The sequence below is a fragment of the Melittangium boletus DSM 14713 genome, assembly GCF_002305855.1.
GTDB lineage: Bacteria > Myxococcota > Myxococcia > Myxococcales > Myxococcaceae > Cystobacter > Cystobacter boletus.
Genome location: NZ_CP022163.1, coordinates 8,307,932 through 8,330,074, shown reverse-complemented (window position 1 = coordinate 8,330,074; position 22,143 = coordinate 8,307,932). Strand labels below are relative to the sequence as shown.

Annotated in this window: 19 protein-coding genes; 3 read left to right on the top strand and 16 right to left on the bottom strand. The window is 68.2% G+C overall.

Translation table 11 applies throughout. From position 1 onward, the window contains the following. Nucleotides 1-94: 94 nt before the first annotated feature. The 13 genes from MEBOL_RS34505 to MEBOL_RS34445 all read right to left on the bottom strand — a co-directional run bounded on the left by MEBOL_RS34505 (nt 95) and on the right by MEBOL_RS34445 (nt 14,395). On the bottom strand, nt 95-778 hold the full coding sequence (locus MEBOL_RS34505) for a DUF7986 domain-containing protein (RefSeq protein ID WP_095981404.1): 684 nt from the start codon (nt 776-778) through the stop codon (nt 95-97). Between the two features lie 14 nt (nt 779-792). Beyond that, complete coding sequence (gene carA, locus MEBOL_RS34500) at nt 793-1,911, bottom strand: glutamine-hydrolyzing carbamoyl-phosphate synthase small subunit (RefSeq protein WP_095981403.1); 1,119 nt, start codon at nt 1,909-1,911, stop codon at nt 793-795. Further along, complete coding sequence (locus MEBOL_RS34495; RefSeq protein WP_245919116.1) at nt 1,911-3,215, bottom strand: dihydroorotase; 1,305 nt, start codon at nt 3,213-3,215, stop codon at nt 1,911-1,913. The genes carA and MEBOL_RS34495 overlap by 1 nt, the downstream gene beginning before the upstream one ends. Beyond that, nucleotides 3,212-4,105, bottom strand: coding sequence for an aspartate carbamoyltransferase catalytic subunit (locus tag MEBOL_RS34490; RefSeq protein ID WP_095981401.1), 894 nt, complete (start codon nt 4,103-4,105; stop codon nt 3,212-3,214). Before MEBOL_RS34490 ends, MEBOL_RS34495 begins: the two co-directional genes overlap by 4 nt. 154 nt (nt 4,106-4,259) lie before the next feature. Beyond that, a complete protein-coding gene (gene lepB, locus MEBOL_RS34485; protein WP_095981400.1) occupies nt 4,260-5,498 on the bottom strand; it encodes a signal peptidase I in 1,239 nt (412 codons plus the stop codon). Nucleotides 5,499-5,501: 3 nt separating this feature from the next. Beyond that, nucleotides 5,502-7,313 carry a translation elongation factor 4 gene (gene lepA, locus MEBOL_RS34480; protein WP_095981399.1) on the bottom strand — a complete coding sequence of 604 codons (1,812 nt, stop codon included), beginning with the start codon at nt 7,311-7,313 and terminating at the stop codon, nt 5,502-5,504. Nucleotides 7,314-7,435: 122 nt separating this feature from the next. Then, the gene (locus MEBOL_RS34475; protein WP_095981398.1) at nt 7,436-8,362 is read right to left on the bottom strand and encodes an SDR family oxidoreductase; all 927 of its coding nucleotides are present in this window, start codon (nt 8,360-8,362) and stop codon (nt 7,436-7,438) included. A gap of 68 nt (nt 8,363-8,430) precedes the next feature. Then, on the bottom strand, nt 8,431-9,390 hold the full coding sequence (locus MEBOL_RS34470; RefSeq protein ID WP_095983181.1) for a UDP-glucuronic acid decarboxylase family protein: 960 nt from the start codon (nt 9,388-9,390) through the stop codon (nt 8,431-8,433). An 11-nt stretch (nt 9,391-9,401) separates the two neighbouring features. Further along, nucleotides 9,402-9,593, bottom strand: a complete 192-nt coding sequence (locus tag MEBOL_RS34465; RefSeq protein WP_095981397.1) for a ribbon-helix-helix domain-containing protein — start codon at nt 9,591-9,593, stop codon at nt 9,402-9,404. A gap of 172 nt (nt 9,594-9,765) precedes the next feature. Continuing rightward, on the bottom strand, nt 9,766-10,965 hold the full coding sequence (gene manA, locus MEBOL_RS34460; RefSeq protein ID WP_095981396.1) for a mannose-6-phosphate isomerase, class I: 1,200 nt from the start codon (nt 10,963-10,965) through the stop codon (nt 9,766-9,768). Between the two features lie 15 nt (nt 10,966-10,980). Further along, nucleotides 10,981-11,865, bottom strand: a complete 885-nt coding sequence (locus MEBOL_RS34455) for an SPOR domain-containing protein (RefSeq protein WP_095981395.1) — start codon at nt 11,863-11,865, stop codon at nt 10,981-10,983. A 152-nt stretch (nt 11,866-12,017) separates the two neighbouring features. Next, nucleotides 12,018-13,064: a tRNA 2-thiouridine(34) synthase MnmA gene (gene mnmA, locus MEBOL_RS34450; RefSeq protein WP_095981394.1), complete on the bottom strand. Its 1,047-nt coding sequence runs from the start codon at nt 13,062-13,064 to the stop codon at nt 12,018-12,020. Between the two features lie 56 nt (nt 13,065-13,120). Continuing rightward, nucleotides 13,121-14,395 (bottom strand): CCA tRNA nucleotidyltransferase, encoded by a 1,275-nt coding sequence (locus MEBOL_RS34445; RefSeq protein ID WP_095981393.1) that lies wholly within the window; start codon nt 14,393-14,395, stop codon nt 13,121-13,123. A 108-nt stretch (nt 14,396-14,503) separates the two neighbouring features. Between MEBOL_RS34445 and thiD the strand changes: the two genes are divergently transcribed. Next, nucleotides 14,504-15,304, top strand: coding sequence for a bifunctional hydroxymethylpyrimidine kinase/phosphomethylpyrimidine kinase (thiD, locus tag MEBOL_RS34440; protein ID WP_179956340.1), 801 nt, complete (start codon nt 14,504-14,506; stop codon nt 15,302-15,304). A gap of 48 nt (nt 15,305-15,352) precedes the next feature. On the opposite strand, the gene MEBOL_RS34435 is transcribed toward thiD, so the two are convergent. After that, complete coding sequence (locus MEBOL_RS34435) at nt 15,353-16,330, bottom strand: Ig-like domain-containing protein (RefSeq protein ID WP_157823844.1); 978 nt, start codon at nt 16,328-16,330, stop codon at nt 15,353-15,355. Nucleotides 16,331-16,455: 125 nt separating this feature from the next. Here MEBOL_RS34435 and MEBOL_RS34430 point away from each other — a divergent pair, with 125 nt between their 5' ends. Further along, the gene (locus tag MEBOL_RS34430) at nt 16,456-17,424 is read left to right on the top strand and encodes an alpha/beta hydrolase (protein ID WP_095981390.1); all 969 of its coding nucleotides are present in this window, start codon (nt 16,456-16,458) and stop codon (nt 17,422-17,424) included. Nucleotides 17,425-17,518: 94 nt separating this feature from the next. Next, a complete protein-coding gene (betC, locus tag MEBOL_RS34425; RefSeq protein ID WP_095981389.1) occupies nt 17,519-19,027 on the top strand; it encodes a choline-sulfatase in 1,509 nt (502 codons plus the stop codon). Nucleotides 19,028-19,042: 15 nt separating this feature from the next. Here betC and MEBOL_RS34420 read toward each other — a convergent pair whose 3' ends face one another. Both MEBOL_RS34420 and MEBOL_RS34415 read right to left on the bottom strand, forming a co-directional pair. Beyond that, complete coding sequence (locus tag MEBOL_RS34420; RefSeq protein WP_245919114.1) at nt 19,043-20,275, bottom strand: quaternary amine ABC transporter ATP-binding protein; 1,233 nt, start codon at nt 20,273-20,275, stop codon at nt 19,043-19,045. Between the two features lie 23 nt (nt 20,276-20,298). Then, nucleotides 20,299-22,119 carry a glycine betaine ABC transporter substrate-binding protein gene (locus MEBOL_RS34415; RefSeq protein ID WP_245919112.1) on the bottom strand — a complete coding sequence of 607 codons (1,821 nt, stop codon included), beginning with the start codon at nt 22,117-22,119 and terminating at the stop codon, nt 20,299-20,301. Between the last annotated feature and the right edge of the window lie 24 nt (nt 22,120-22,143).

The window sequence follows — 22,143 nt, the reverse complement described above, 5'->3', positions numbered from 1 at the left end:
TCAGCGTAACAAAGAACCCCCCTCTGTCGAACGCCGCGTCCTCTCATTCCCCCCGTCTCCCCGGCCGCTCGGGAGGCATGACTCGAGGCGAGCACTAGCTCGCGGAGGCGAGCCAGGGCGTGGTCTGCGAGAAGTCGTAGATGCGCTCGATGGCGATCTGCTTGTAGCGCTCGACCTTCACGGCCCGGCGGGCGCACTCCCACACCATCTCCACGGGGGCGCGCTGGGGCTCCTTCTTCTTGCGCCGCTTCACCTCGGCCTTGATGGACTTCACGGCCACGCGCGGGTGGAAGCAGAAGGCGGAGGAGAAGAGCAGGTGCCCCGCGAAGGGGATGAGCCGGGCCTCGAGCACGTCCCCCGTCTCCAGGCCCACCATGTGGCGGCGCTCGGTGACGTCGAAGTCCTTGCCCGAGTACAGCTCACGCAGCCGCACCAGGCCCTTGCCCAGCTTGCGCACCTCGAACAGGCCGTGCACGGTCTCCATGAAGCAGCGGAAGGCGTTGGCTTCCTCGGGCGAGGAGCCCTGCAGCCGCAGCTGGTAGAACTCCGCCGCGGGCGTCTGGCCCGACACGGGGGACACCCGGTCATACAGGTAGTAGTCCAGGAAGGACGCCATGCGCAGCTCGAAGAGCTGGTCGTCCTCGAACACCTCGCCCGTCAGGCGCAGGTACTCGGCCTTGGCGGCGAGCAGGTCCGGCTTGCGCGCCTCCTGGCTCCCGAAGGCGATGAGCTGATCCAGGTAGGGCTGGTACGACAGCGGCGAAAGAGGAGAGTCCATGGGGCGGGGCGATCCTACTCTCCGGCCATCAGCTTCGCGAAACGGGTGAAGAGGTAGCGGGCGTCATGGGGCCCGGGCGAGGCTTCAGGGTGGTATTGGACACTGAAGGCGCGGGCATCGGGCACGTGCAGGCCCTCGACGGTACCGTCATTCAGGTTGAGGTGGCTCACCACCGCCCTGCCCTTCACGCTGGCGTCGTCCACGGCGAAGCCATGGTTCTGGGAGGTGATCTCCACCTTGCCGGTGAGCAGATCCTTCACGGGCTGGTTGGCCCCTCGGTGCCCGAACTTCATCTTGTAGGTGCGGCCGCCCAGGGCCAGCGCGAGGATCTGGTGCCCCAGGCAGATGCCGAACACGGGCACCTTGCCGAGCAGGCTGGCCACCACCTTGTCCGCGCCGGTCACGGCGGCGGGGTCTCCCGGGCCGTTGGCGAGGAACACGCCGTGGGGCTTCTCGGCGAGGACGGCCTCGGCGGTGGTGCCCGCGGGGACCACCTTCACCCGGCAGCCCACGTCCACGAGGAAGTGGAGCATGGAGCGCTTGAGGCCGTAGTCGTAGGCCACCACGTCGAAGCGGTGGGCGGGCGCCTCGCGCACCGTGCCTCCGAGCAGATCCGGGGACGGCGTGGTGAAGAGGTAGGGCGTCTGGGTGGACACCCCGGTGGCCAGATCCAACCCCTCCATGCCCCGGGCGTTCCTCGCGCGCTCCACCAGCGCGGCGGCCGAGTGGCCTTCCGTGGAGATGACGCCCATCTGGGCGCCGTGGGTGCGCAGGTGGCGCACGAGGCGGCGGGTGTCGATGCCCTCGATGCCGGTGATGCCGTGGCGCTTGAGGTAGGCGTCGAGCGTTTCCTGGGCGCGCCAGTTGGACTGCTGCGCCGAGGCGTTGCGCACCACCATGCCCACCGCGTGGGGCTTCTGGGATTCCTCGTCCCCGGGGTTGGCGCCCACGTTGCCCATCTCCGGGTACGCCATGGTGACGATCTGCCCGACATAGGAGGGATCCGTGAGGATCTCCTGATAGCCGGTCATCGACGTGTTGAAGACCACTTCACCGACCGTTTCGCCGGACGCGCCCAGGGCGCGACCCTCGAAGGTGGTGCCATCCGCCAATGCCAGCACGGCCCGATTCATCACCTGGACTCCTTCATCTGCCCGTTCTCGAAGACGAGCCGGCCGCCGACCCATGTCTGGGCGACGCGACCCGTCAGACGCCGGCCATGGAAGGGGGTGTTGCGGCTGCGCGAGAAGAACCGCGTCGCGTCCACCGTCCACTCCACGTCCGGCTCCACCACCGTGATGTCCGCTGGAGCTCCGACGGCCAGATGACCGCCCGGCAGCCCGAAGGCCCTCGCGGGCCCGTCCGTGAGCAACGCCACGGCCCGGGAGAGGCCGAGCGCGCCCTCGCGCACCGCGCCCAGGGTGAGCCCCAGGGCGGTCTCCAGTCCCACCACGCCATTCCACGCCTTGTCGAACTCCACCTGCTTCTCCAGCACGCCGTGGGGCGCGTGGTCGGTGGCGATGGCGTCAATCGTTCCATCCGCGAGCGCCTCGCGCACGGCCTCCACGTCCCGCCGGGTGCGCAGGGGCGGATTCATCCGCGCGTGGGTGTCGTAGTCCCCCACCGCCTCGTCCTCGAGCGTGAAGTGGTGCGGCGTGGCCTCGGCGGTGACGCGCAGGCCCCGGCGCTTGGCCTCGCGCAGCAGGCGCACGCTGCCCTCGCACGACACGTGGGCCACGTGCAGCCGCCCCCGCGTCTCCTCCAGGAGGACGAGGTCTCGCGCCACCATGGCCACCTCGGCGGAGGGCGGAATGCCGATGAGGCCCAGGCGCGTGGAGGTGTGGCCCTCGTGCATGACGCCCTTGCCCGAGAGCGTCAGGTCCTCCTCGTGGACCATGACGGGCAGGTCGAACTGGGTGGCGTACTGGAGCGCGCGGCGCATGAGCCCCGCGTTCATCACCGGACGGCCATCGTCGGTGATGCACACGCAGCCCGCGGCCACGAGCGCGCCCATCTCCGCCATCTCCTCGCCCTGCAGCCCCTTGGTGATGGCGCCCGCCACGTACACCCGGCACAGGTCCGCCTCGCGCGCCTTGGCCTTCACGTACTCGGTGACGAGCACGCTGTCGTTGACGGGCTTGGTGTTGGGCATGGCCACCACCGCCGTGAAGCCCCCCGCCACCGCCGAACGGCACCCGGTGAGGATCGTCTCCTTGCCCTCCTCGCCCGGCTCGCGCAGGTGCACGTGCAGGTCGATGAAGCCCGGCAGCACCCACCTGCCCTCCGCGTCCACCACCTGGGCGTCCGGCACGTTCAAGGGCGTCTCGGACACCTCGGCCACGAGGCCGTCGCGCACGAGCACGTCGCGCACCCCGTCCACTCCGTGGCGCGGATCGATGACGCGACCCCGGCGCAAGAGCGTTGTCCTGGAACTCACCGGCATACCTCCTCGAGGATGGCGCGGCGGACGGCCACCCCGTGCGCCACCTGCTCCAGGATGACGCTGTGGGGGCCATCGGCCACGGAGGGGGCGATCTCCACCCCGCGATTCATGGGGCCGGGGTGCAGCACGAGCGCCCCCGGCTTGAGCCGCTCGGCGCGGGCGGCGTTGAGCCCGAACAGGCGGGAGAACTCGCGCGACGAGGGGAAGAAGCTCTCGCTCTGCCGCTCGGATTGCACGCGCAGGCACATGACGGCGTCCGCCTGGGGCAGCACGTCGTCCAGGCGCCACGTCACCTCGGCGCCCAGGGACTCGAGCCCCGAGGGCAGGAGCGTGGGCGGGCCGCACAACACCACCCGGGCACCGAGCGCCTTGAGACAGTGCAGGTTGGAGCGCGCCACGCGGCTGTGGAGGATGTCGCCGATGATGAGCACCGTGCGCCCGTCCAGGCCGCCCCAGCGCCGGCGCAGCGTGAAGGCATCCAGCAAGGCCTGGGAGGGATGTTCGTGGGTGCCATCGCCCGCGTTGATGACGGCGCAGCGCACGTGCCTGGCCGCCAGGTGGGGCGCACCCGAGGAGCGGTGGCGGATGACGAGCGCCACGGGCCCGGTGGCCTCGATGTTGCGCACGGTGTCCAGGAGCGTTTCACCCTTGGACACCGAGGAGCCCGCCGTCGTCCAGTTGAGCACCTCGGCGCCCAGCGCGTGGGCCGCCATCTCGAAGGAGGTGCGGGTACGGGTGGAGTCCTCGAAGAAGAGGTTGGCCACCACCTTGCCGCGCAGCAGGTGGGAAGCATCGGGGCCACCGTGCAGGTGGGCCTCCGCCCGGCCGAGCAGCGACTCGATGTCCGCGCGCCCGAGCCCTTCGATTCCCAACAGGTGTTTCATCCGACCCCCCGGTGACGGCGGGCCGCGCAGGTCGCCCTGCTGAAACCGGAGCCAGGCAACATCCGGCCGCCGAGGCGGACCGTCCCACGGGGATGACGCATGAGGCCCCCGCCTACCAGCGGCATGCGCGGGGCGTCAAGCACCGTGGCGGGATTCAACGCACCGGCAGGAAGAGGCGATCCGTGCGCAACCCGGTTCCATCGAACAAGCCGCTGAACCAGCCTCCGTAGCCGAGCGACAGCCAGATGACCATGGCCTTGCCCTTGATGTGGCCGTAGGGCACGAACGCCACGCCCGCGCCCGTGCCCAGGCCGTAGCGGCTGTCGGAGCTGTTCTCGCGGTTGTCGCCCATGACGAACACGTGCCCCGGGGGCACGACATAGGGGCCCTCGTGCTCGGCACGGGCGCTGGGCGCGTCCTGCAACACGGCGTGCACCTTGCCGGACAGGTGCTCCTCGTAGAGCCGCCGATGCTCCGGGTACCAGCCGATGTTGTCGTGCTTGTTGTAGACGACCAGGTCGTCCTTCACCAACGTGCGCGGCTGCGGCTCGCCGTTGATGCGCACCTCGCCATCGATGATCTCCACCGTGTCGCCGGGCACGCCGATCACCCGCTTGATGAAGTCCAGGTCCGTCTGCATCGGGTTGTTGAAGACGATGACGTCTCCGCGCGCGGGCGCCCGGATGATCTGGAACGGCACGTAGTTCGTCAGCGGCAGCCGCACGCCGTAGAGGAACTTGTTGATGAAGACCTGATCGCCGATCTCCAGCGTGGGGAACATGGAGCCGGAGGGAATCTTGTACGGCTCGATGATGAAGATGCGCACGATGAACGCGATCGCGAGCGCCTTGCCGAAACCGGAGAACAGATCCCACGCGTCCTGCTTGCGGTAGACCCCGAGCAGTTGGGTGGCCAGGGTATCGAGCGCCTTGGTCTCCTTCTCGATCCGCCCCGCGTCCGCGGCGGCGAAGGCATCCTCCACCTGCATCGTCTGCTCGGCGAGCCGCACGGACGCCTCGGCGGAGATCTTCCCCGGCACCCGCTTGTGGATGCGGACGATCTCCTCCATCAGCTCGCGCGCGTCATGGCGCAGGCCCCGGAGGATCCGCTCCCGGGGCACCGCCAGGCGCCAGGCGATGAGGCCCAGGAAGGCCACGAGCAGCAGCAGCGCCAGGTACTGCATGACGGGCTGGGCCCACGAGGCCGCGGAGGGCACGAACTCGATGAGCGGCAGGTAGGGCACATAGGCCACCAGCAGGACGATCAACGGCGTCCACAGGCTGGTGAGCCGATCGCGCCACAGCAGCGCGCGGCTGGCCTTGAGCTGCTCCGGAGTCCTGCGAGCGGCGAGCGTGGCCTCGAGGCCCGCGGGCGGGGTGGCGGTCACGGACATGCGCTATTCCTCCGTCTTGAGGACCGCGAGGAACGCCTCCTGCGGGATCTCCACCGAGCCCACCTGCTTCATCCGCTTCTTGCCCTCCTTCTGCTTCTCGAGGAGCTTGCGCTTGCGGCTGATGTCGCCGCCGTAGCACTTGGCGAGCACGTTCTTGCGGATGGCGGAGATCGTCTCACGCGAGATGATCTTCGCGCCGATGGCGCCCTGGATGGCCACCTCGTACATCTGCTTGGGAATGACTTCCTTGAGCTTCTGGCACACCTCGCGGCCGCGCTGGTAGGCCCGGTCCTTGTGGACGATGACGCTGAGCGCGTCCACCGGATCGCCGTTGATGAGGATGTCCAGGCGCACCAGGTCCGACTCGACGTAGTCCGCCAGCTCGTAGTCGAGGCTCGCGTAGCCGCGCGACACGCTCTTGAGCTTGTCGAAGAAGTCGAACACCACCTCGGCGAGCGGCATCTCGTACGTCACCTGCACGCGCTGGCCGCTGGTGCCCAGGTACTTCATGTCCTTCTGCACGCCGCGCCGCTCCTGGCACAGCTTGAGCACCGCGCCCAGGTAGTCGTTGGGCACGTGGATGTTGCAGGTGAGGATGGGCTCCTCGAACTTGGCGATCTTCTGCACCGGCGGCAGCTTCGCCGGGTTGTCCACGTACAGCACCCCGCCCTGCGAGTCGGTGATGCGGTAGACCACCGAGGGCGCCGTGGTGATGAGCGACAGGTTGTACTCGCGCTCCAGGCGCTCCTGGACGATCTCCATGTGCAGCAGGCCCAGGTAGCCGCAGCGGAAGCCGAAGCCGAGCGCCGTGGAGGACTCGGGCTCGTAGGTGAAGGCCGCGTCGTTGAGCTTGAGCTTGCCGAGCGCGTCGCGCAGGCCCTCGTACTCCGAGGAGTCCACCGGGAAGATGCCGGAGAACACCATGGGCTTGACTTCCTTGAAGCCCGGGAAGGGAGCGTCCGTGGGGCGCAGCTCCTCCGTGATGGTGTCACCCACCTTGGCGTCCTGCAGCTCCTTCACGTTGGCCACGAGCACGCCCACCTCGCCCGCGATGAGCTGGGGCACGGGGCGGGAGAAGGGGTTGAACACGCCCAGCTCCTGCACCTCGAAGACCTTGTTGTTGCTCCACAGCTTGATCTTCTGCTTGAGCTTGAGCGAGCCCTCCAGCACGCGCACCAGCGTCACCACGCCGCGGTAGTTGTCGTACCAGCTGTCGAAGATGAGGGCCTTGAGCGGCGCCTGCGGATCTCCCGAGGGCGGCGGCACCAGGCGCACCACGGACTCGAGGATGTCCTTGATGCCGATGCCCTCCTTGGCGGAGGCCGGCACGGCGTCCGAGCCGTCGATGCCGATGACGTCCTCGATCTCCGAGCGCGTGCGCTCCACGTCGGCGCTCGGCAGGTCGATCTTGTTGATGACCGGGATGATGGCGAGGTTGTGATCCAACGCCATGTACACGTTGGCGAGCGTCTGGGCCTCGACGCCCTGGGAGGCGTCCACCACGAGCAGCGCGCCCTCGCACGCGGCGAGCGAACGGCTCACCTCGTAGGCGAAGTCCACGTGTCCCGGCGTGTCGATGAGGTTGAAGACGTACTTCTGCCCGTCCTTGGCGGTGTAGTTCATCCGCACCGACTGGGCCTTGATGGTGATACCGCGCTCGCGCTCCAGTTCCATGTTGTCGAGGAACTGGTCCTGCGCCTCGCGCTTGGTCACCGTACCGGTGGCGTCGAGCAGGCGATCGGCCAGGGTGGACTTCCCGTGGTCGATGTGCGCGATGATCGAGAAATTGCGGATGTGAGCGTTTTCAGCCGGCATGATCGGGGGTCTCGGGCGACGTCGAAGCCGGCTTGACTAACACCGAACCCCCCTGAAATCCATGCCGTGAGTGAGCGGCATGCGGTCAGGCCTCCGCCCGACCCCCGCCCTCCGGCCAGCCGCTAGTGCGTGGCCTCGCGCCGGAAATACTCCACGGTGCGCCGGGCCCCCTCGGCGAGTTCCACCGTGGGCCGCCAACCCAGTACCTCCTGGGCGCGCCGGTTGTCGATGCACGAGCGCATCTGCTCGCCGGGCCGCCCGGGGGCGTGGCCCGGGGACTTGCTCACCCCGGCGGACTGGGCCAGCAGGCTGAAGAGCCGGTTGATGTCCGTCTCCACCCCGGTACCGATGTTGATGGGGCCCGAGTAGTCCGCCTCCGCCGCCAGGAGGTTGGCGCGCGCCACGTCCTCCACGTAGACGAAGTCGCGCGTCTGCTTGCCCTCGCCGTAGATGGTGCAGTCCTGGCCGGCGAGCAGGCGCGTGCAGAAGATGGACACCACGCCGGCCTCGCCATGCGGGTTCTGCCGGGGGCCGTACACGTTGGCATAGCGCAGCGCGACGTACTTCATGCCGTACTGGGCCTTGTAATAGTTGAGGTACAACTCACCCGAGGCCTTGGAGACGCCATAGGGCGAGATGGGCCGGGTGGCGTGGGTCTCGGGCGCCGGGAAGACGTCCTGCTCGCCGTAGATGGCCCCACCCGTCGAGCTGAACACCACCTTCTGGACACCCGAGGCGCGCCCGGCCTCCAGCAGGTTGAGGAAGCCGAGGATGTTGGCATCGGCGTCGAAGCGCGGATCCTCCACGCTGCGGCGCACATCCATCTGCGCCGCCAGGTGCAGGAGGACCTGCGGGCGCTCGGAGCGCACGAGCTGCGCGGCCTCGGGCGAGCGGATGTCCGCCACCTCCAGGCGCACCCGGGGATCCAGGTTCTCCTTCTTCCCGCTCGACAGGTTGTCCAGGGCGATGACCTCATGGCCCGCCTTCACGAAGGCATCACACACGTGCGAGCCGATGAAGCCCGCTCCACCCGTCACCAGGACTTTCAAGGTAAGGCTCCTGTGCCACCGTCAGGGGTGGCCCTTGGTTGCGAAAGGTCGCGAAACGTGCGGCGAAATTAGGAGCCCTGCTTCCGGGCGGCAACCGTCCTGAACCACGAGATGGTTTCCCGCAAACCTTCTTCCAGGGCCACCCGAGGCTCCCACCCGAGCCGTTCCCGGGCCCGGGTGATGTCCGGCCGGCGCTGCTTGGGGTCATCCTTGGGCAGGGGCTTGTGGACGATGTTCCCTCCCCCACCCGCCGCGGCGCGCACCGCCTCGGCGAACTGGAGCATGGTCATCTCCCGGGGGTTGCCGATGTTGACCGGCTCGGTCTCGTCCGACAGGGCCAGCCGCACGAGCCCGTCCACCAGGTCACGCACGTGGCAGAAGGAGCGCGTCTGGGAGCCATCCCCGAAGACGGTGAAGTCCTCGCCGCGCAGCGCCTGCCCCACGAAGGCCGGCACCACGCGCCCGTCGTTGAGGCGCATCCGGGGCCCGTAGGTGTTGAAGATGCGCACGATGCGCGTCTTCACTCCCCGCGAGCGGGCGTACACCATGGTCAGCGCCTCGGCGTAGCGCTTGGCCTCGTCGTAGCAGGCGCGCGGACCGATGGAGTTCACGTTGCCCCAGTAGTCCTCCCGCTGCGGGTGCACGAGCGGATCCCCGTAGATCTCCGACGTGGAGGCCTGGAGGAACACCGCGCCCCGGGCCTCGGCCAGCTTGAGCCCGTTCTCCGTGCCCACCGACCCCACCCGCATCGTCTCCAGCGGCAGGTTCGCGTAGTCGATGGGCGAGGCCGGCGACGCCATGTTGAAGACGTAGTCCACCGGCCCCTCCACCAACAGCCCCTCGGTGATGTCCTGGCGCAGGGACTCGAAGCCCGCGCGGCCGCGCAGGTGCTCCACGTTGCTCTCGACGCCGGTGAGATAGTTGTCCACCGACACCACGCGTGCGGCCCCATCGTCCAGGAGCCGCTCGCACAGATGCGAGCCCAGGAATCCCGCGCCGCCCAGCACCACCACCCGCTGACCCTTCATGCTCCGCACGCTCATTGGCGCGACCCCAGTTCGTCGAAGGAAGCCTGGCCCGGCAGTTGCGCCTTGTACTTCTCCAGTACGAGATCGATCCCCTGCCGGATGTACTCGGCCACGGGAACCTTCGTCTTCGTGTTCAGCGCCTTGAGCATCTCGTTCTGCTCGGGCGTGATGTAGATGGTCGTACTGATCTTCTTTCGGGCCATGGCGATACGTGAAAATATATGGAGTGACATGGCCCTTGAAGCCCTGTTTTGGCCTCCTGTCCGGACTCGGGCGCGGCTCCCACTCCAAAAAGTGAAGCCCTCGACACCCCGGACGGGGTGGAGGGCTTGACTCGAAGTAGGTCCGTGTGGTTGCCGGACCGACCCGCTCTGGCTAGAGGCCCGAGGTCGCGCGGAACACGAGCCCGTCCCCTTCGAGGGTATAGGCCCCCTCCGCCGCGCTCACGAACACCGAGGCGCCACGAGGCAGCGCGAGCGTCTCTCCCGCGAGGGACAGCCGCGCCGAGCCCTCGGCGCACAGCAGGATCTCCGGTCCCCGGCGCTCCGGACGCGGGGCGAGCCCTGGCCTCAACTCGAAGCGCGAGAGGCGGAACTCCTCGGCGGGCGTCGGGTACACGGACTCGGAGTCCTGTCCGGGAATGGCCACGAGTGTGCGGACGGGGCCGCACTGGAAGTCCAGCACGCGCAGGAGTTCCGGCACGTCCACGTGCTTGGGCGTGCAGCCGCCCCGGAGGACGTTGTCCGAGTTGGCCATGAGCTCCACGGCCACTCCGCCCAGGTAGGCGTGGAGGTTGCCCGCGGGCAGGTAGATGGCCTCGCCGGGCTGGAGCCGGACGAGGTTGAGCATCAGCGCCCCCACCACGCCGGGGTCTCCCGGGTACAGCTCACCGAGCCGCACCGCCTGGCGCAGCTCCTCGCGAAAACGGCCCTCTCGCCCGGCCCCCACCGCGCAAGCCTCGGTCACCTCGGAGACCAGTGCGCCCCGGCGCTCGCGCGGCCAGGTCATCAGCGCCTCGAACATGCGCGCCACGCCGCGCGCGTCCGGCGACTCCCGCAGGGGAGCGAGCAGCGGCGCCAGGGACTCCAGGCCGAGCGAGTCGAAGAGCGCGAGCGTCTCATCCGCGCGCCGGAAGCCGCACAGGGCATCGAAGGGCGTCAGGGCACAGGTGAGCTCGGGCTTGTGGTTCGGATCCTTATAGTTGCGATGGGGCGCGCTCAGGGCCAGGCCCAGGGCGTTCTCCCGCGCATAGCCTTCGCGCGCCTGGGCGAGGCTCGGGTGCGTCTGCAAGGACAGGGGCGACTCGGCCGCGAGCACCTTGAACAGGAAGGGCAGCTCTCCGCCGAACCGGCTCGCCACCGCGCCCCCCAGCTCCCGCTCCGGCGCGGCGCGGATGAGCTCGAGCAGCGAGCGCCCTTCCGTTCCCCGGCGAACACGCGAGGGCGCTCCGGGGTGGGCGCCCATCCACAGCTCCGCCTGACACGTGGCGGAGGGCGTGGGTTGTCCAAGCAGCTCGGCCAGGGCCGTGCGCGACCCCCAGGCATAGGGCTGAATGACGTTATCGAGCAGATCCATGAGGGAGGGCCGCGCCTAGTTCACACCGGCCACGAAGGCCGAGAGTTGCGTCTCCCGCTTGAAGTCCGTCAGGTAGCGCGAGGCGGCGTCCTTGGACGGGAAGCTGCCCATGCGCACCCGGTACCACGTGCCCTTGTTGGGCACCTCGGCGGGGACGATGAAGGGCGCGTAGCCGCGATCCCTCAGCTTGGCCGCGAAGCGCTCGGCCTCGGGACGGTTCTGGAAGGCGGACAGTTGAAGGGTGAAGGCGCCCCCGGACACGGCCTCGGTGGGCTTCCGGGTGGCCCGGGCGATGGCCTCCTTCATCCCCGCGCCCGGCTCCGTGGTGCGCGTGGGCACGGTCGCCGACTCCACCTTGCCCGGAAGGGTCGCGGGCTTGCTGTCGGCCACCTTGGCGGGCTCGGCGGGCTTGGGCGCGGGCTTGCTGTCGGCCGGCTTGGGCTCGGCGGCCGGCTTGGACTCAGCGGGCTTCGCGTTGGCGAGGGGCGCGTAGTCGTCGTCCGTGGGGCTGGGGGCGACGGGGGTGTCCTCGGTGGGCGCGGGCGCGGGCGCCTCGGCCGGCTTCGGCTTGGGCGGGGGCGCCGGCGGAGGAATGGCCACCGTGACGGTGCGCGGCTTGGAGGGCTCGGGCGGTGTGCCCTTGCGGGTGAGCTCGTCCTGGAAGGTCAGCGGCGGCTGGGTCTCGCGGGCCTGCTGCAGGGCCTGGGCGTTGGCGTCGAGCGAGGAGAGCAGATCCGGCGCGGTGGCGGTCTGGGCGTCCCCGGCGAGCTTCTTGCCCACCACCACGCCGAGCACGAACACGGCCCCCATGACGATGATGCCCGCGATCAACAGGCTGATGACCTGCCGGTTGTCGAGCGAGACATCGAACTTCTCCTTCATCCGGTGGGCATCGCGCATCGCATGGGTTCCTTGATTGAACGGATCCCCGGCCCGGCCACACGAGTGTCGCGGCCTGTAGCGTCGAGGTGCGGCGGAAAGTACGCCCCCCCTCTTGACCGGTCAAATTCAGTGCGTCAGACGAATCTGGAGGCAGGTGGAAGCCCGCCCGCTCAGACGATCCACCCACCACCAAGCAGGCGATCCCCTTCGTAGACCACGGCGGCCTGTCCAGGCGTCACGGCGCGCGCCGGAGCCTCCAGGCGGATGGAGACCAGACCGTGCGGAGACACCTCCACGCGGCCCGAGGCGCCCGGGTGGCGGTGACGGATGCGCACCATCACGGACTTCTCCGGAGGCGGCGGCCCCTCCACCCAGTGCGGCTGCAGGAGCCCGAACGAATCCCGCGCGCTCTGGTCCGCGGGGCCCACCACGACCCGGCGGGACTCGGGCTCGATGCGCTGGACGTAGCGCGCCTCCCCTCCTCCGAGGTTGAGGCCGCGGCGCTGGCCCACCGTGAAGCGGTGCACGCCCGCGTGGGTGCCGAGCACCTCGCCTTCGGCGTCGACGATCTCTCCCGCGGGCTGCGGCCCCGCCACCTTCTCCACGAAGCCCGCGTAGTCGCCATCCGGCACGAAGCAGATCTCCATGCTCTCGGGCTTGTGGGTGGTGGGCAGCGCGTGGCGCTCGGCGACGGCGCGCACCTCGGCCTTGGTCATTCCCCCCACGGGGAAGAGGATGTCGGCGAGCTCCGCCTGACCCAGCGTGAAGAGGAAGTAGCTCTGATCCTTGGCGGCATCCACGGCGCGGCGCAGGACGTAGCGGCCGTTCTCCTGCTCCACGCGGGCGTAGTGGCCCGTGGCCAGCCGGGCACCGAGGGCCCGGGCGCGCTTGAGCAGGAAGTTGAACTTCACGTCGCGGTTGCACGCCACGCAGGGAATGGGCGTGCGGCCCCCCAGGTAGGACTGCACGAAGGGGTTGATGACCCGGTCCTTGAAGATCTCCTCGGCGTTGGCCACGTAGAACGGGATGCCGAGCGTCTGGGCGACCGCGCGCGCGTCGTCGATGTCATCCGGACTGCAACAGCTCCCACACTGGGCCTTGCCCTCGTAGGACCAGACCCGGAGGGTGATGCCGATGACTTCATGGCCCTGCTCCTTGAGCAGGGCGGCGGCGGCGGAGGAATCCACTCCTCCACTCATGGCAACGACGACTCGCATGACGTCCTCTCTACACTCCAGCCCGGCCAGGCGCGACCCCCTCCCGCCCGCCCGGTTCAGGCCCCCTGGGTCCTACGCCAGGCTCCCAGCAATTCCCTGAGCGTTTCCGGCGTGTTGCGCGAGGGCTCGTCGAGCACCTGCTCCATCAGGAAGCGGGTCGCGTTGCCCACCATGGGCGAGGGGCCCACCTCCAGGGCGGCCATGATGGCGCCCCCATTGAGGGCCAGTTCCTTGGGGTACAACGGCGGCTTCTCGGCGGCCAGGGCGCGCAGGCGTCCCCGAAGCCCCTCGAACGCACCCGACCGCTCCGGCAGCCGCACCCGCACCCTGGCCCGGGCGACCTCCAGGAGCGCCTCCAACCGGGCGGGCCCCACCCGGGCGAGCAGCCGTCGCAGCGCGGGGGCCTCGGACTCGAAGTGATGCTCGAGCGCCGCGAGCGACACCAGGAGTCGCACGTGCTCGGACACCTTGGTGGGGAACTTGAGCCGGATACAGACCTCCTCGGCCCCGGCCGGGTCCACGAGGTCCGCGAGCAACGCGGCCAGGCGCAGCTCCACTTCGGCGGGCGCGGCGGCGGTGGCGGCTCGCGCCAGACGGGCCGCTTCGGCATCCGCCCGGGCCAGCTCCGGCAGGAACACCTCGAGCAGTCCCGTATCGGCGAGCAGCCCGAGTCCGAACTCCTCGCGCGAGGACAGCAGCAGCTTGACGAACTCGTCCCGCACGCGCTCCAGGGACACCTTGCGGAAGACCGGGATCGTGGCCGGAATGGCCGCCTGGGTCTCCGCGTCGAGCGTGAAGCCGAGCACCGAGGCGAAGCGCACGGCGCGCAGGGGGCGCAGCCCATCCTCGGAGAAGCGCTCGGTGGCCGAGCCCACGCAGCGGATGATGCGGGCCGACAGGTCCTCCCGCCCCCCGAAGGGGTCGACGAACTCGAGGCCCAGGGGATCCCACGCCATGGCGTTGACGGTGAAGTCGCGGCGCGACAGATCCTTGGTGATGTCCCGCTCGAAGGAGACGGCGCTGGGACGGCGGCCATCGTGGTAGTCGCCCTCGCTGCGGAAGGTGGTGACCTCCACATGGGTGCCTCCCGCGAGCACGGTGACGGTGCCGTGCTGGAGCCCGGTGGGGATGACCTTGCGGAAGGCGCGCTGGACCTCCTCGGGGAGCGCGCTCGTGGCGATGTCGAAATCCTTGGGGGGAACGCCCCGGAGGATGTCCCGGACGCACCCGCCCACCAGGTAGACGGAATGGCCCAGCTCCCGTAGACGGGCGATGACTTCCCGGATGGAGGGGGCGATCGAGGCTTCGAGCAGGGCGGCGGGGGTGGTCATCCGCGCCGGGAGGCTGTCACGGCCCGTCCAATGCGAGCAAGCACTGGATGCGTCCCCGGATCCGGGCACAATCGCGAGGATGAAGATGAAGGAGAAGGAGAGCCAGACGTGAAGGGGCGTGTGTTGATCATCGCGGGGTCGGACTCCGGAGGCGGAGCCGGCATCCAGGCGGACATCAAGGCGGTGACGGCGCTCCGGGGCTACGCGGCCACGGCCATCGCGGCGTTGACCGCCCAGGACACCCATACGGTGCATGCCATCCACGACGTCCCCCTGCCCTTCGTGAGGTTGCAGATCGAGCTGACGCTCAAGGACATCGGGGCGGATGCCATCAAGACGGGCATGCTCAACAAGGGCGAGGTGATCGCCGCCGTGCGCGAGGAACTCGACCTGCACGCGCCGGAAACACCGCTCATCGTGGACCCCGTCATGGTGGCCAAGGGCGGCGCCCGGCTGCTCAACGCCGGAGCCGAGCGGGCCTTGATCGAACGGCTCCTGCCCCGCGCCACGCTCATCACCCCCAATGCCTCCGAGGCGGAAGTGCTCACGGGCCTGCCGGTGAATTCCTTCGCCGAGCAGGATCGCGCCGCGGAGCGGCTGCTGGCCCTGGGCGCCCGGGCGGTGCTGCTCAAGGGCGGCCACCTGCCGGGAGAAGAGGTGCGCGACGTCCTGTTGACCCCCCAGGGACGCCGGGAGTTCAAGAACGAGCGCCTGCACACCACGTCCACGCATGGCACCGGGTGCACCCTGGCGTCCGCCATCGCCACGGGGCTCGCCCAGAAGCTCGAACTGCATGAGGCGGTCTCCCGCGCCCACGCCTACGTGTGGACCGCCATCCGGACCGCACCGGGCCTGGGCGGCGGCAATGGACCGCTCAACCACACCCACACGGTGAAGCCAGACGCATGAGGCCCGGTTCGAGGCCCCGCCCTGGATGAGCAGGGTCTGGGGCTTCAATCAATTGTTGGGGGCGCCCGAGAGGACCCACGACCGGATCCGGACGAACTCACCTGGGTTCTGCTCGAAGTAGTCCGACCCGCCCAGGGGCATCCGGGGGCCACAATCCCCCCCGGTGATCCGCCACAGCAACAAGGACTCATCCAACTTGCCAGGAGTCACCCGCGCCATGGGACGGCAAGCCCCCACCCCGGCCACGTCGACGAGGGATGCATAGGAAGCATTCGTCTGCAGGTTCAACCCCTCGGCGCCGTACGCGTTATGGCAGTCCGCGCACTTCAAATCCCAGATGGGCTGGATGTCCTGGGCGTAGGAAGGCAGGCCGACCGACAGCTGCACGGTGCGCGTCACGGCGCTCGTCCCGTCGGACACGGTGACCCGTAGGGAGTAGGAAGCGGCCGTGCCACTCTCGGGGGCCCACCACTCGGCCGAGGATCGCGTCGGATTCGTGAAAGCGCCCACGCCCTCGGGCTCCGTGCTCCACTCATAGGTGAGTGTGTCCCCATCCGGATCCGATGCGCCAATGAAGAGAGGGACGAAGTCTCCCGGGATGATGCGAGCGGAACCCACGGAGATGTCCGCGTACACGCTCGGCGCTTGATTGAGGGCGGCGACATTCTTCACCCGCACCTGCACCAAGCCCTGGGCGGTGCCCCCCTTCCCGTCCGAGACCGTCACGTTCAGGGTGAAGGCCGTGTCACGAGAGAGGAACGGCGCCGTCCACGTGCGGGTGGCGTCCGTCTCGTCGCCGAACGCGCCCAACGGCGCGAAGGGGCTCTGGGTCCAGGTATAGGTGAGCGGATCTCCATCCGGATCGCTGGCGACCACCGAGAGGCGGGTGCTGGAGCCCTCGTCGAGCGAATCACGCTCCGCGGTCACCTGGGTGAGCGTGGGTGCCCGATTGGGCTCCGGATCCACCGGCGCCGGGGTACCCGAAGCTCCATCACAGCCAAGAACGACGAATGACAGCCCTGACATCCACAAAGTCGACCAAAGTGTTCGCATCCGGTGACTATCGCACGCATTCCCCGGGTGTGAAGATGAGTCAATCCAGCACGCCCTGACAGGCCGCGCGCATCACACCTGAATCGAGGTCAATCACCATGAGCAACACGAAGGGTCCAAAACCGCCCCCTTTCGAACCCGAACTCGCCGCGATCCTTCCGGCGTTCGCCGCATACACCCCCATCAACATGACGGCCGATCAGATCGAAAAATATCGTGCCATGCCCGCACCTTCGATCTCCGATCAGATCGGCGACCAGCCGGTCCAGTGCATCGACTTCACCATCCCCGGCTACCAGGGAGTGGACATGGTCGTCTCGGTGATCTCGCGAAAGGACCATTCCAAACCAGGGCCCGGGATTTATCACATCCACGGAGGCGGAATGGTCATGGCCGATCGTTTCGCGGGCGCCTACGACCTGGTGGCGTGGGCAATGAAGTTCGACGCGGTGTGCGTCACGGTCGAATACCGACGAGCCCCCGAGAACCCCGATCCCATCCCGGTCGAGGACTGCTACGCGGGACTCGAATGGATGGCCTCACACTCGAAGGAGCTGTTGGTCAATCCGGAGCGGATCATCATTTTCGGCGGAAGCGCCGGAGGTGGCCTGTCCGCGGGCACCACCCTGTTGGCGCGCGACCGCAAGGGACCGAAGCTGTTCGGACAACTCCTCCAGTGCCCGATGATCGATGATCGGGACGAAACCGTCTCATCGCGTCAGATTCAGGGAATCGGCATCTGGGATCGCATCAGCAACCTGACCGGCTGGACGGCCCTGCTCGGTGCCCGGCGAGGAACGAAGAATGTGTCGATCTACGCGGCCCCCGCTCGCGCGACCGATCTGAGCGGCCTGCCCCCCACTTTCATAGACGTGGGATCGGCGGAAGTCTTCCGCGACGAGGATGTTGCCTACGCGAGTGCGATCTGGGCGGCCGGAGGCGACGCGGAACTCCACGTCTGGGGCGGCGCGTTCCACGGCTTCAGCCACATAGCGCCGGATGCCGCCATCTCCCGCGCGGCGAACGCGGCTCGCGAGGCATGGCTCGAACGGCTGCTGTCTCGGTGAAGATCGCCTCGAGGTCTACCGACCCAGAGGGATTGGACATCCGCGATCCGCATTGAAAATCCGTTCCTTCGCAGGCATCAAGTCAAGAACGCACATGAACAAGACCCGTCCGAATATCCTCTTCATCATGGCCGATCAGCTCGCGCCACAGTTCCTGCCAACCTATGGGCACCGCGTGGTGAAAGCGCCCACCCTCCAGCGGCTCGCCGACCAGGGCGTCGTCTTCGACGCCACCTACTGCAACGCCCCCCTCTGCGCCCCCGCCCGCTACTCCCTCATGACCGGGCGGCTGCCGTCCCAGATCGGAGCCTGGGACAACGCCACGGAACTCTCCGCCGAAATCCCCACCTTCGCGCATTACCTCTCGAGCCTCGGCTACCGCACCTGCTTGAGCGGCAAGATGCACTTCTGTGGTCCCGATCAGCTCCACGGCTTCCATGAGCGGCTCACCACCGACGTCTACCCTTCCGACTTCACCTGGACGCCGGACTGGGACGACTCCGCGCGGGTGCTCGATTGGTTCCACACCATGGATGTGGTGCGCAATGCCGGCCCCTGCGTCCGTTCGAGCAACCTGGACTACGACGATGAGGTCGCATTCACATCGACGCGCTATCTTTTCGACCATGCGCGGCGGGATTCCGGACAGCCCTTCTGCCTCGTCGCCTCCTTCATCAACCCGCATGATCCCTACACGATCCGCCCCGAGTACTGGTCGAAGTACGACCCGGCGGAGATCGACATGCCACGGGTTGGCGAACGGGACGCTCCATTCGATCCGCACTCGGACCGGTTGCGGCGCGCGATCGGGATGAACAATCCGGCACCGACACCCGAGCAGATCCGCAACGCGCGGCACGCCTACTACGGCGCGGTCAGCTACATCGACGACCAGGTGGGCGCGCTTCTGCGGGCGCTCGAGGAGTCCGGACAGGCCGAGAACACCGTCGTGATCTTCACGAGCGATCATGGCGACATGCTCGGCGAGCGCGGCCTCTGGTACAAGATGAGCTGGTTCGAGCACTCGGCCCGTGTTCCCCTCATCGTCTCTTTCCCCTCCGCGTTCTCTCCGAGGCGCGTCGCGGCCGCCACCTCTCATATCGATTTGCTGCCGACGCTCATCGACCTCGCGAGCGGCGGGGGTGGATTCAATTACCCCACCCCCCTGGAAGGCCGTTCCCTGCTGCCAGAACTCTCGGGCAAGCAAGGCCGGGATGAAGCGATCGGCGAGTACTTCGCCGAGGGCACGCGCACGCCCCTCTTCATGATTCGACGAGGCTCCCGCAAGTTCGTCACGTGTGACGGGGATCCGGATCAGCTCTATGCCCTCGATGCCGATCCGCATGAGCTGCACAACCTGGCGGACGCCCCGGCGCATGACTCCGAGCTGCAGGCGTTTCGCGCCGAGGCGCGCGCTCGTTGGGACGTGGCCCGGCTGCGAGGCCAGGTGCTGGAGAGCCAGAGGCGCCGGCGCTACCTCGCCGAGGTGATGCGCGGAGCGAACGTGAGCTGGGATCATCAGCCGCTCGTGGACGCCTCGAAGGCGTACATCCGCAACAACCTGCCCATCTACGAGATCGAGCGCCGGTCCCGCTTCCCTTGACTCACGGGGCGGTGATCAGGCGTCACCGCCCAGCTCCGTGGGCTTCCCCGCGCGATCTTCCGCCATCGCGCGCAGGAGGTCCCATTCGCTGATGACCCCGCGCAGCCGGCCGTCGCCATCCAGGAGGAGCATGGGGCGGCCCGTGGCGTGGTTCACGGCGAGGGCGGTGCGCATGCTCGTCTCGAGGGGGCCGGAGATGAGCACGTCCTCGGAGAGGGCCTTGAGCGCCAGTGTCTCATCGTAGGGAACCAGACGAGCCGCATGGCCTCGAATCGAAAGCGCCGCGGGCCGGCCCTCCGCGCTCAACGTGCAGCGGCAAGACCCGGCCCTGTCGAGCAGGAGGACCCGCGCATCGGCCGGGTCACGTGGAAGGCTCGAGAGGGGCTGCATCAGCGAGTCGCCGCGGAGGATGGAGAGCGGGTTGACGTTGGCCACGAACCGCTTCACGTACTCCGTCGCGGGCGAGGTGACGATCTGCTCCGGAGTCCCGAGCTGGACCACGCGCCCGGCCTCCATGAGGGCGATGCGGGAGCCGAGCCTCAACGCCTCGTCGAGATCATGGCTGACGAAGATCATCGTCTTCTTGAGCATGCGTTGAAGGGCCAGGAGCTCGTCCTGCATCCGCATGCGGATCAACGGGTCGAGCGCGCTCAGGGGCTCGTCGAGCAGGAGGATGTCCGCGTCCGTGGCCAGTGCCCTGGCCAGACCCACGCGCTGCTGCATTCCTCCGGACAGCTCCTCCGGATACTTGTCCTTCCAGTCGCCCAGGCCCACGAGCTCGAGTTTCTCGTCCACGATCGCGTTGATCTCGGCACGGCCGAGGTCGCGGAACTCGAGCCCCAGGGCGACGTTCTGGCGCAGCGTGCGCCAGGGCAGGAGCGAGTGCCGCTGAAAGACCATGGAGATCCGCGTCAACCGGATCTGGCGCAGCGTCTCCGCGTCCGCGGCGGTGGGATCGAGCTGGCTGGTCGTGCCCTCGATGAGGACGCGTCCTCGATCAGGCCGAACGAGACTGTTCAGGCAGCGCAGGAGCGTTGATTTCCCGGAGCCCGACAACCCCATGAGTACGAGGATTTCTCCCCGCCTCACCTCGAGCGAGGCGTCCGCGAGCGCGATGACGTTGCCGGTGGCCTTGCGGATGGATTCCCGATCTTCCCCTCGGTCCAGGCGGGCGAGTGCGTCCCGCGGCGAGGGGCCGAAGACCTTGTAGACATGCTCGACGTTGATCATCGTCTCCGCGTCATTCACGCACGGACTCCCATCAGGGGCGGTCAGGAGAGGGGGTGTTGCCGCGCCGGGAGCTTGAACATCCGATCCAGCAGGATGGCCAGGATGACGATGACCAGCCCCGCCTCGAACCCCTGGCGGATGTCCACCGCGTTGAGGGCGCGCACGACCCTGGACCCCAACCCTCCCGCGCCCACGAGCGCGGCGATGACCACCATGGACAGCGAGAGCATCAAGGCCTGGGTCACGCCTTCCATGATCGCCGTTCGCGCGTAGGGAAGTTCGATCTTCATGAGGAGTTGCAAGGGCCGGGCGCCAAACGCCTCTCCCGCTTCGATCATCTCCCTGGGCACGCTGGTGATGCCCAGATACGTCAGGCGGATGGGGGCCGGGAGGACGAACACCACGGTCGACAGGAGTCCGGGGACCACTCCCAGCCCAAACAACATCAGCGTGGGGATGAGATACACGAAGGTGGGAATGGTCTGCATGAGATCGAGCAACAACCGCAGGACCGCGTAGAACCGAGGGAACCGGGCGGCGGCGATGCCCAGGGGAATACCCAGCAGCAGGGAGAGGGCGGTGGCCATCAGCACCAGCACCAACGTCTCCACCGTCGGCTGCCAGTAACCCAGATCCCAGATCAAGAAGCCACCCGCGGCGATGGATACGGCCAGCGCGATCCCACGCCTCCGCGCATAGGTGAGCAGGGCGGTGGCTCCAATCAAGACCAGCGGCGGTACGCGCAACAACAGATGCACGCTGCTCTCGAGAAACCAGGTGACCGCCTGGGAGATGCCCCGAAGCTCCTCCGTGAAATGGGCCGTGATGAACTGGATCACCCGCTCGAGCCAGTCACCGAGCGGGAGCGTGTGCGCGGGCACCAGCGAGGTTTCCGCCGTGGCGCTCGCGGCCACCTCGCGCGCGGGCCGGACGCCCAGCGTCCACGCCGCGGCCTGATCGGCGTGGGCGCGGAGCCACTCCCGCGCGGCCTGCTCGGGCGAAAGCTTGTCATCGAGGATGCGCCCCATCAACTCACCCTCGATCTCGGTGGTGAGCTTCATGTTCTGGAAGAGCTTCACGAGGTTCGGGCAGCGCTCCACGAAGCCCTTGTTCGCCACCGTGTGGACCACGGACGCGCCGCCACCCACTCCCCACTTCTCCAACGGATCGCCGAGGTACTTCATGGCGATCTGGCTGTTCATGGGATGAGGTGCCCAGCCGAAGAAGACAATCCACTCCCCGCTCGCGACCGCCCGTCGCACCTCGCCGAGCATGCCCTGCTCGCTGGACTCCAGGAGCTTCCAGCCCTCGAGCCCATAGGTGCCTTGCTGAATCAGGTCGAGCACCATGCGGTTGGCGGCGCTCCCGGGCGCGATGCCATGGATGCGTCCCTTGAACTCAGCCTTGCGTGCCGCCAGGTCCGCCGCTGACTTGACGCCCGCCTCCCAGACATACGTGGGCACGGCGAACGTGAAGAGCGCTCCCTCCAGGTTGACCCCCAGGTCCACCACCTGGCCGCCTTCCATGTACGGCTTGATGGCATCCGTCTGCGCGGGCATCCAATTGCCGAGGAACACGTCGATGTCGCCGTTGCCCAGACCCACGAACGTGACGGGCAGCGAGAGCAGTTCGACGTGGCCCTCGTATCCCAGATCGCGGAGCACTTCCACGGCGAGTGCGGTCGTCGCTGAAACATCCGTCCAGCCGACGTCTGAGATACGCACCCGGGTGCAATCATCCGCCATGGCTGACATCGGCAGCGAACACACGACGAGCACGACGCGCAGGAGCGCGAAGAGGCAGGTCCCGAGGACGCCTTCATGGCGGCGTGAAGCGACGACCGGCGAACGGGACATGGCCATGGAGAAACCCCAGCAGGAGGGCCA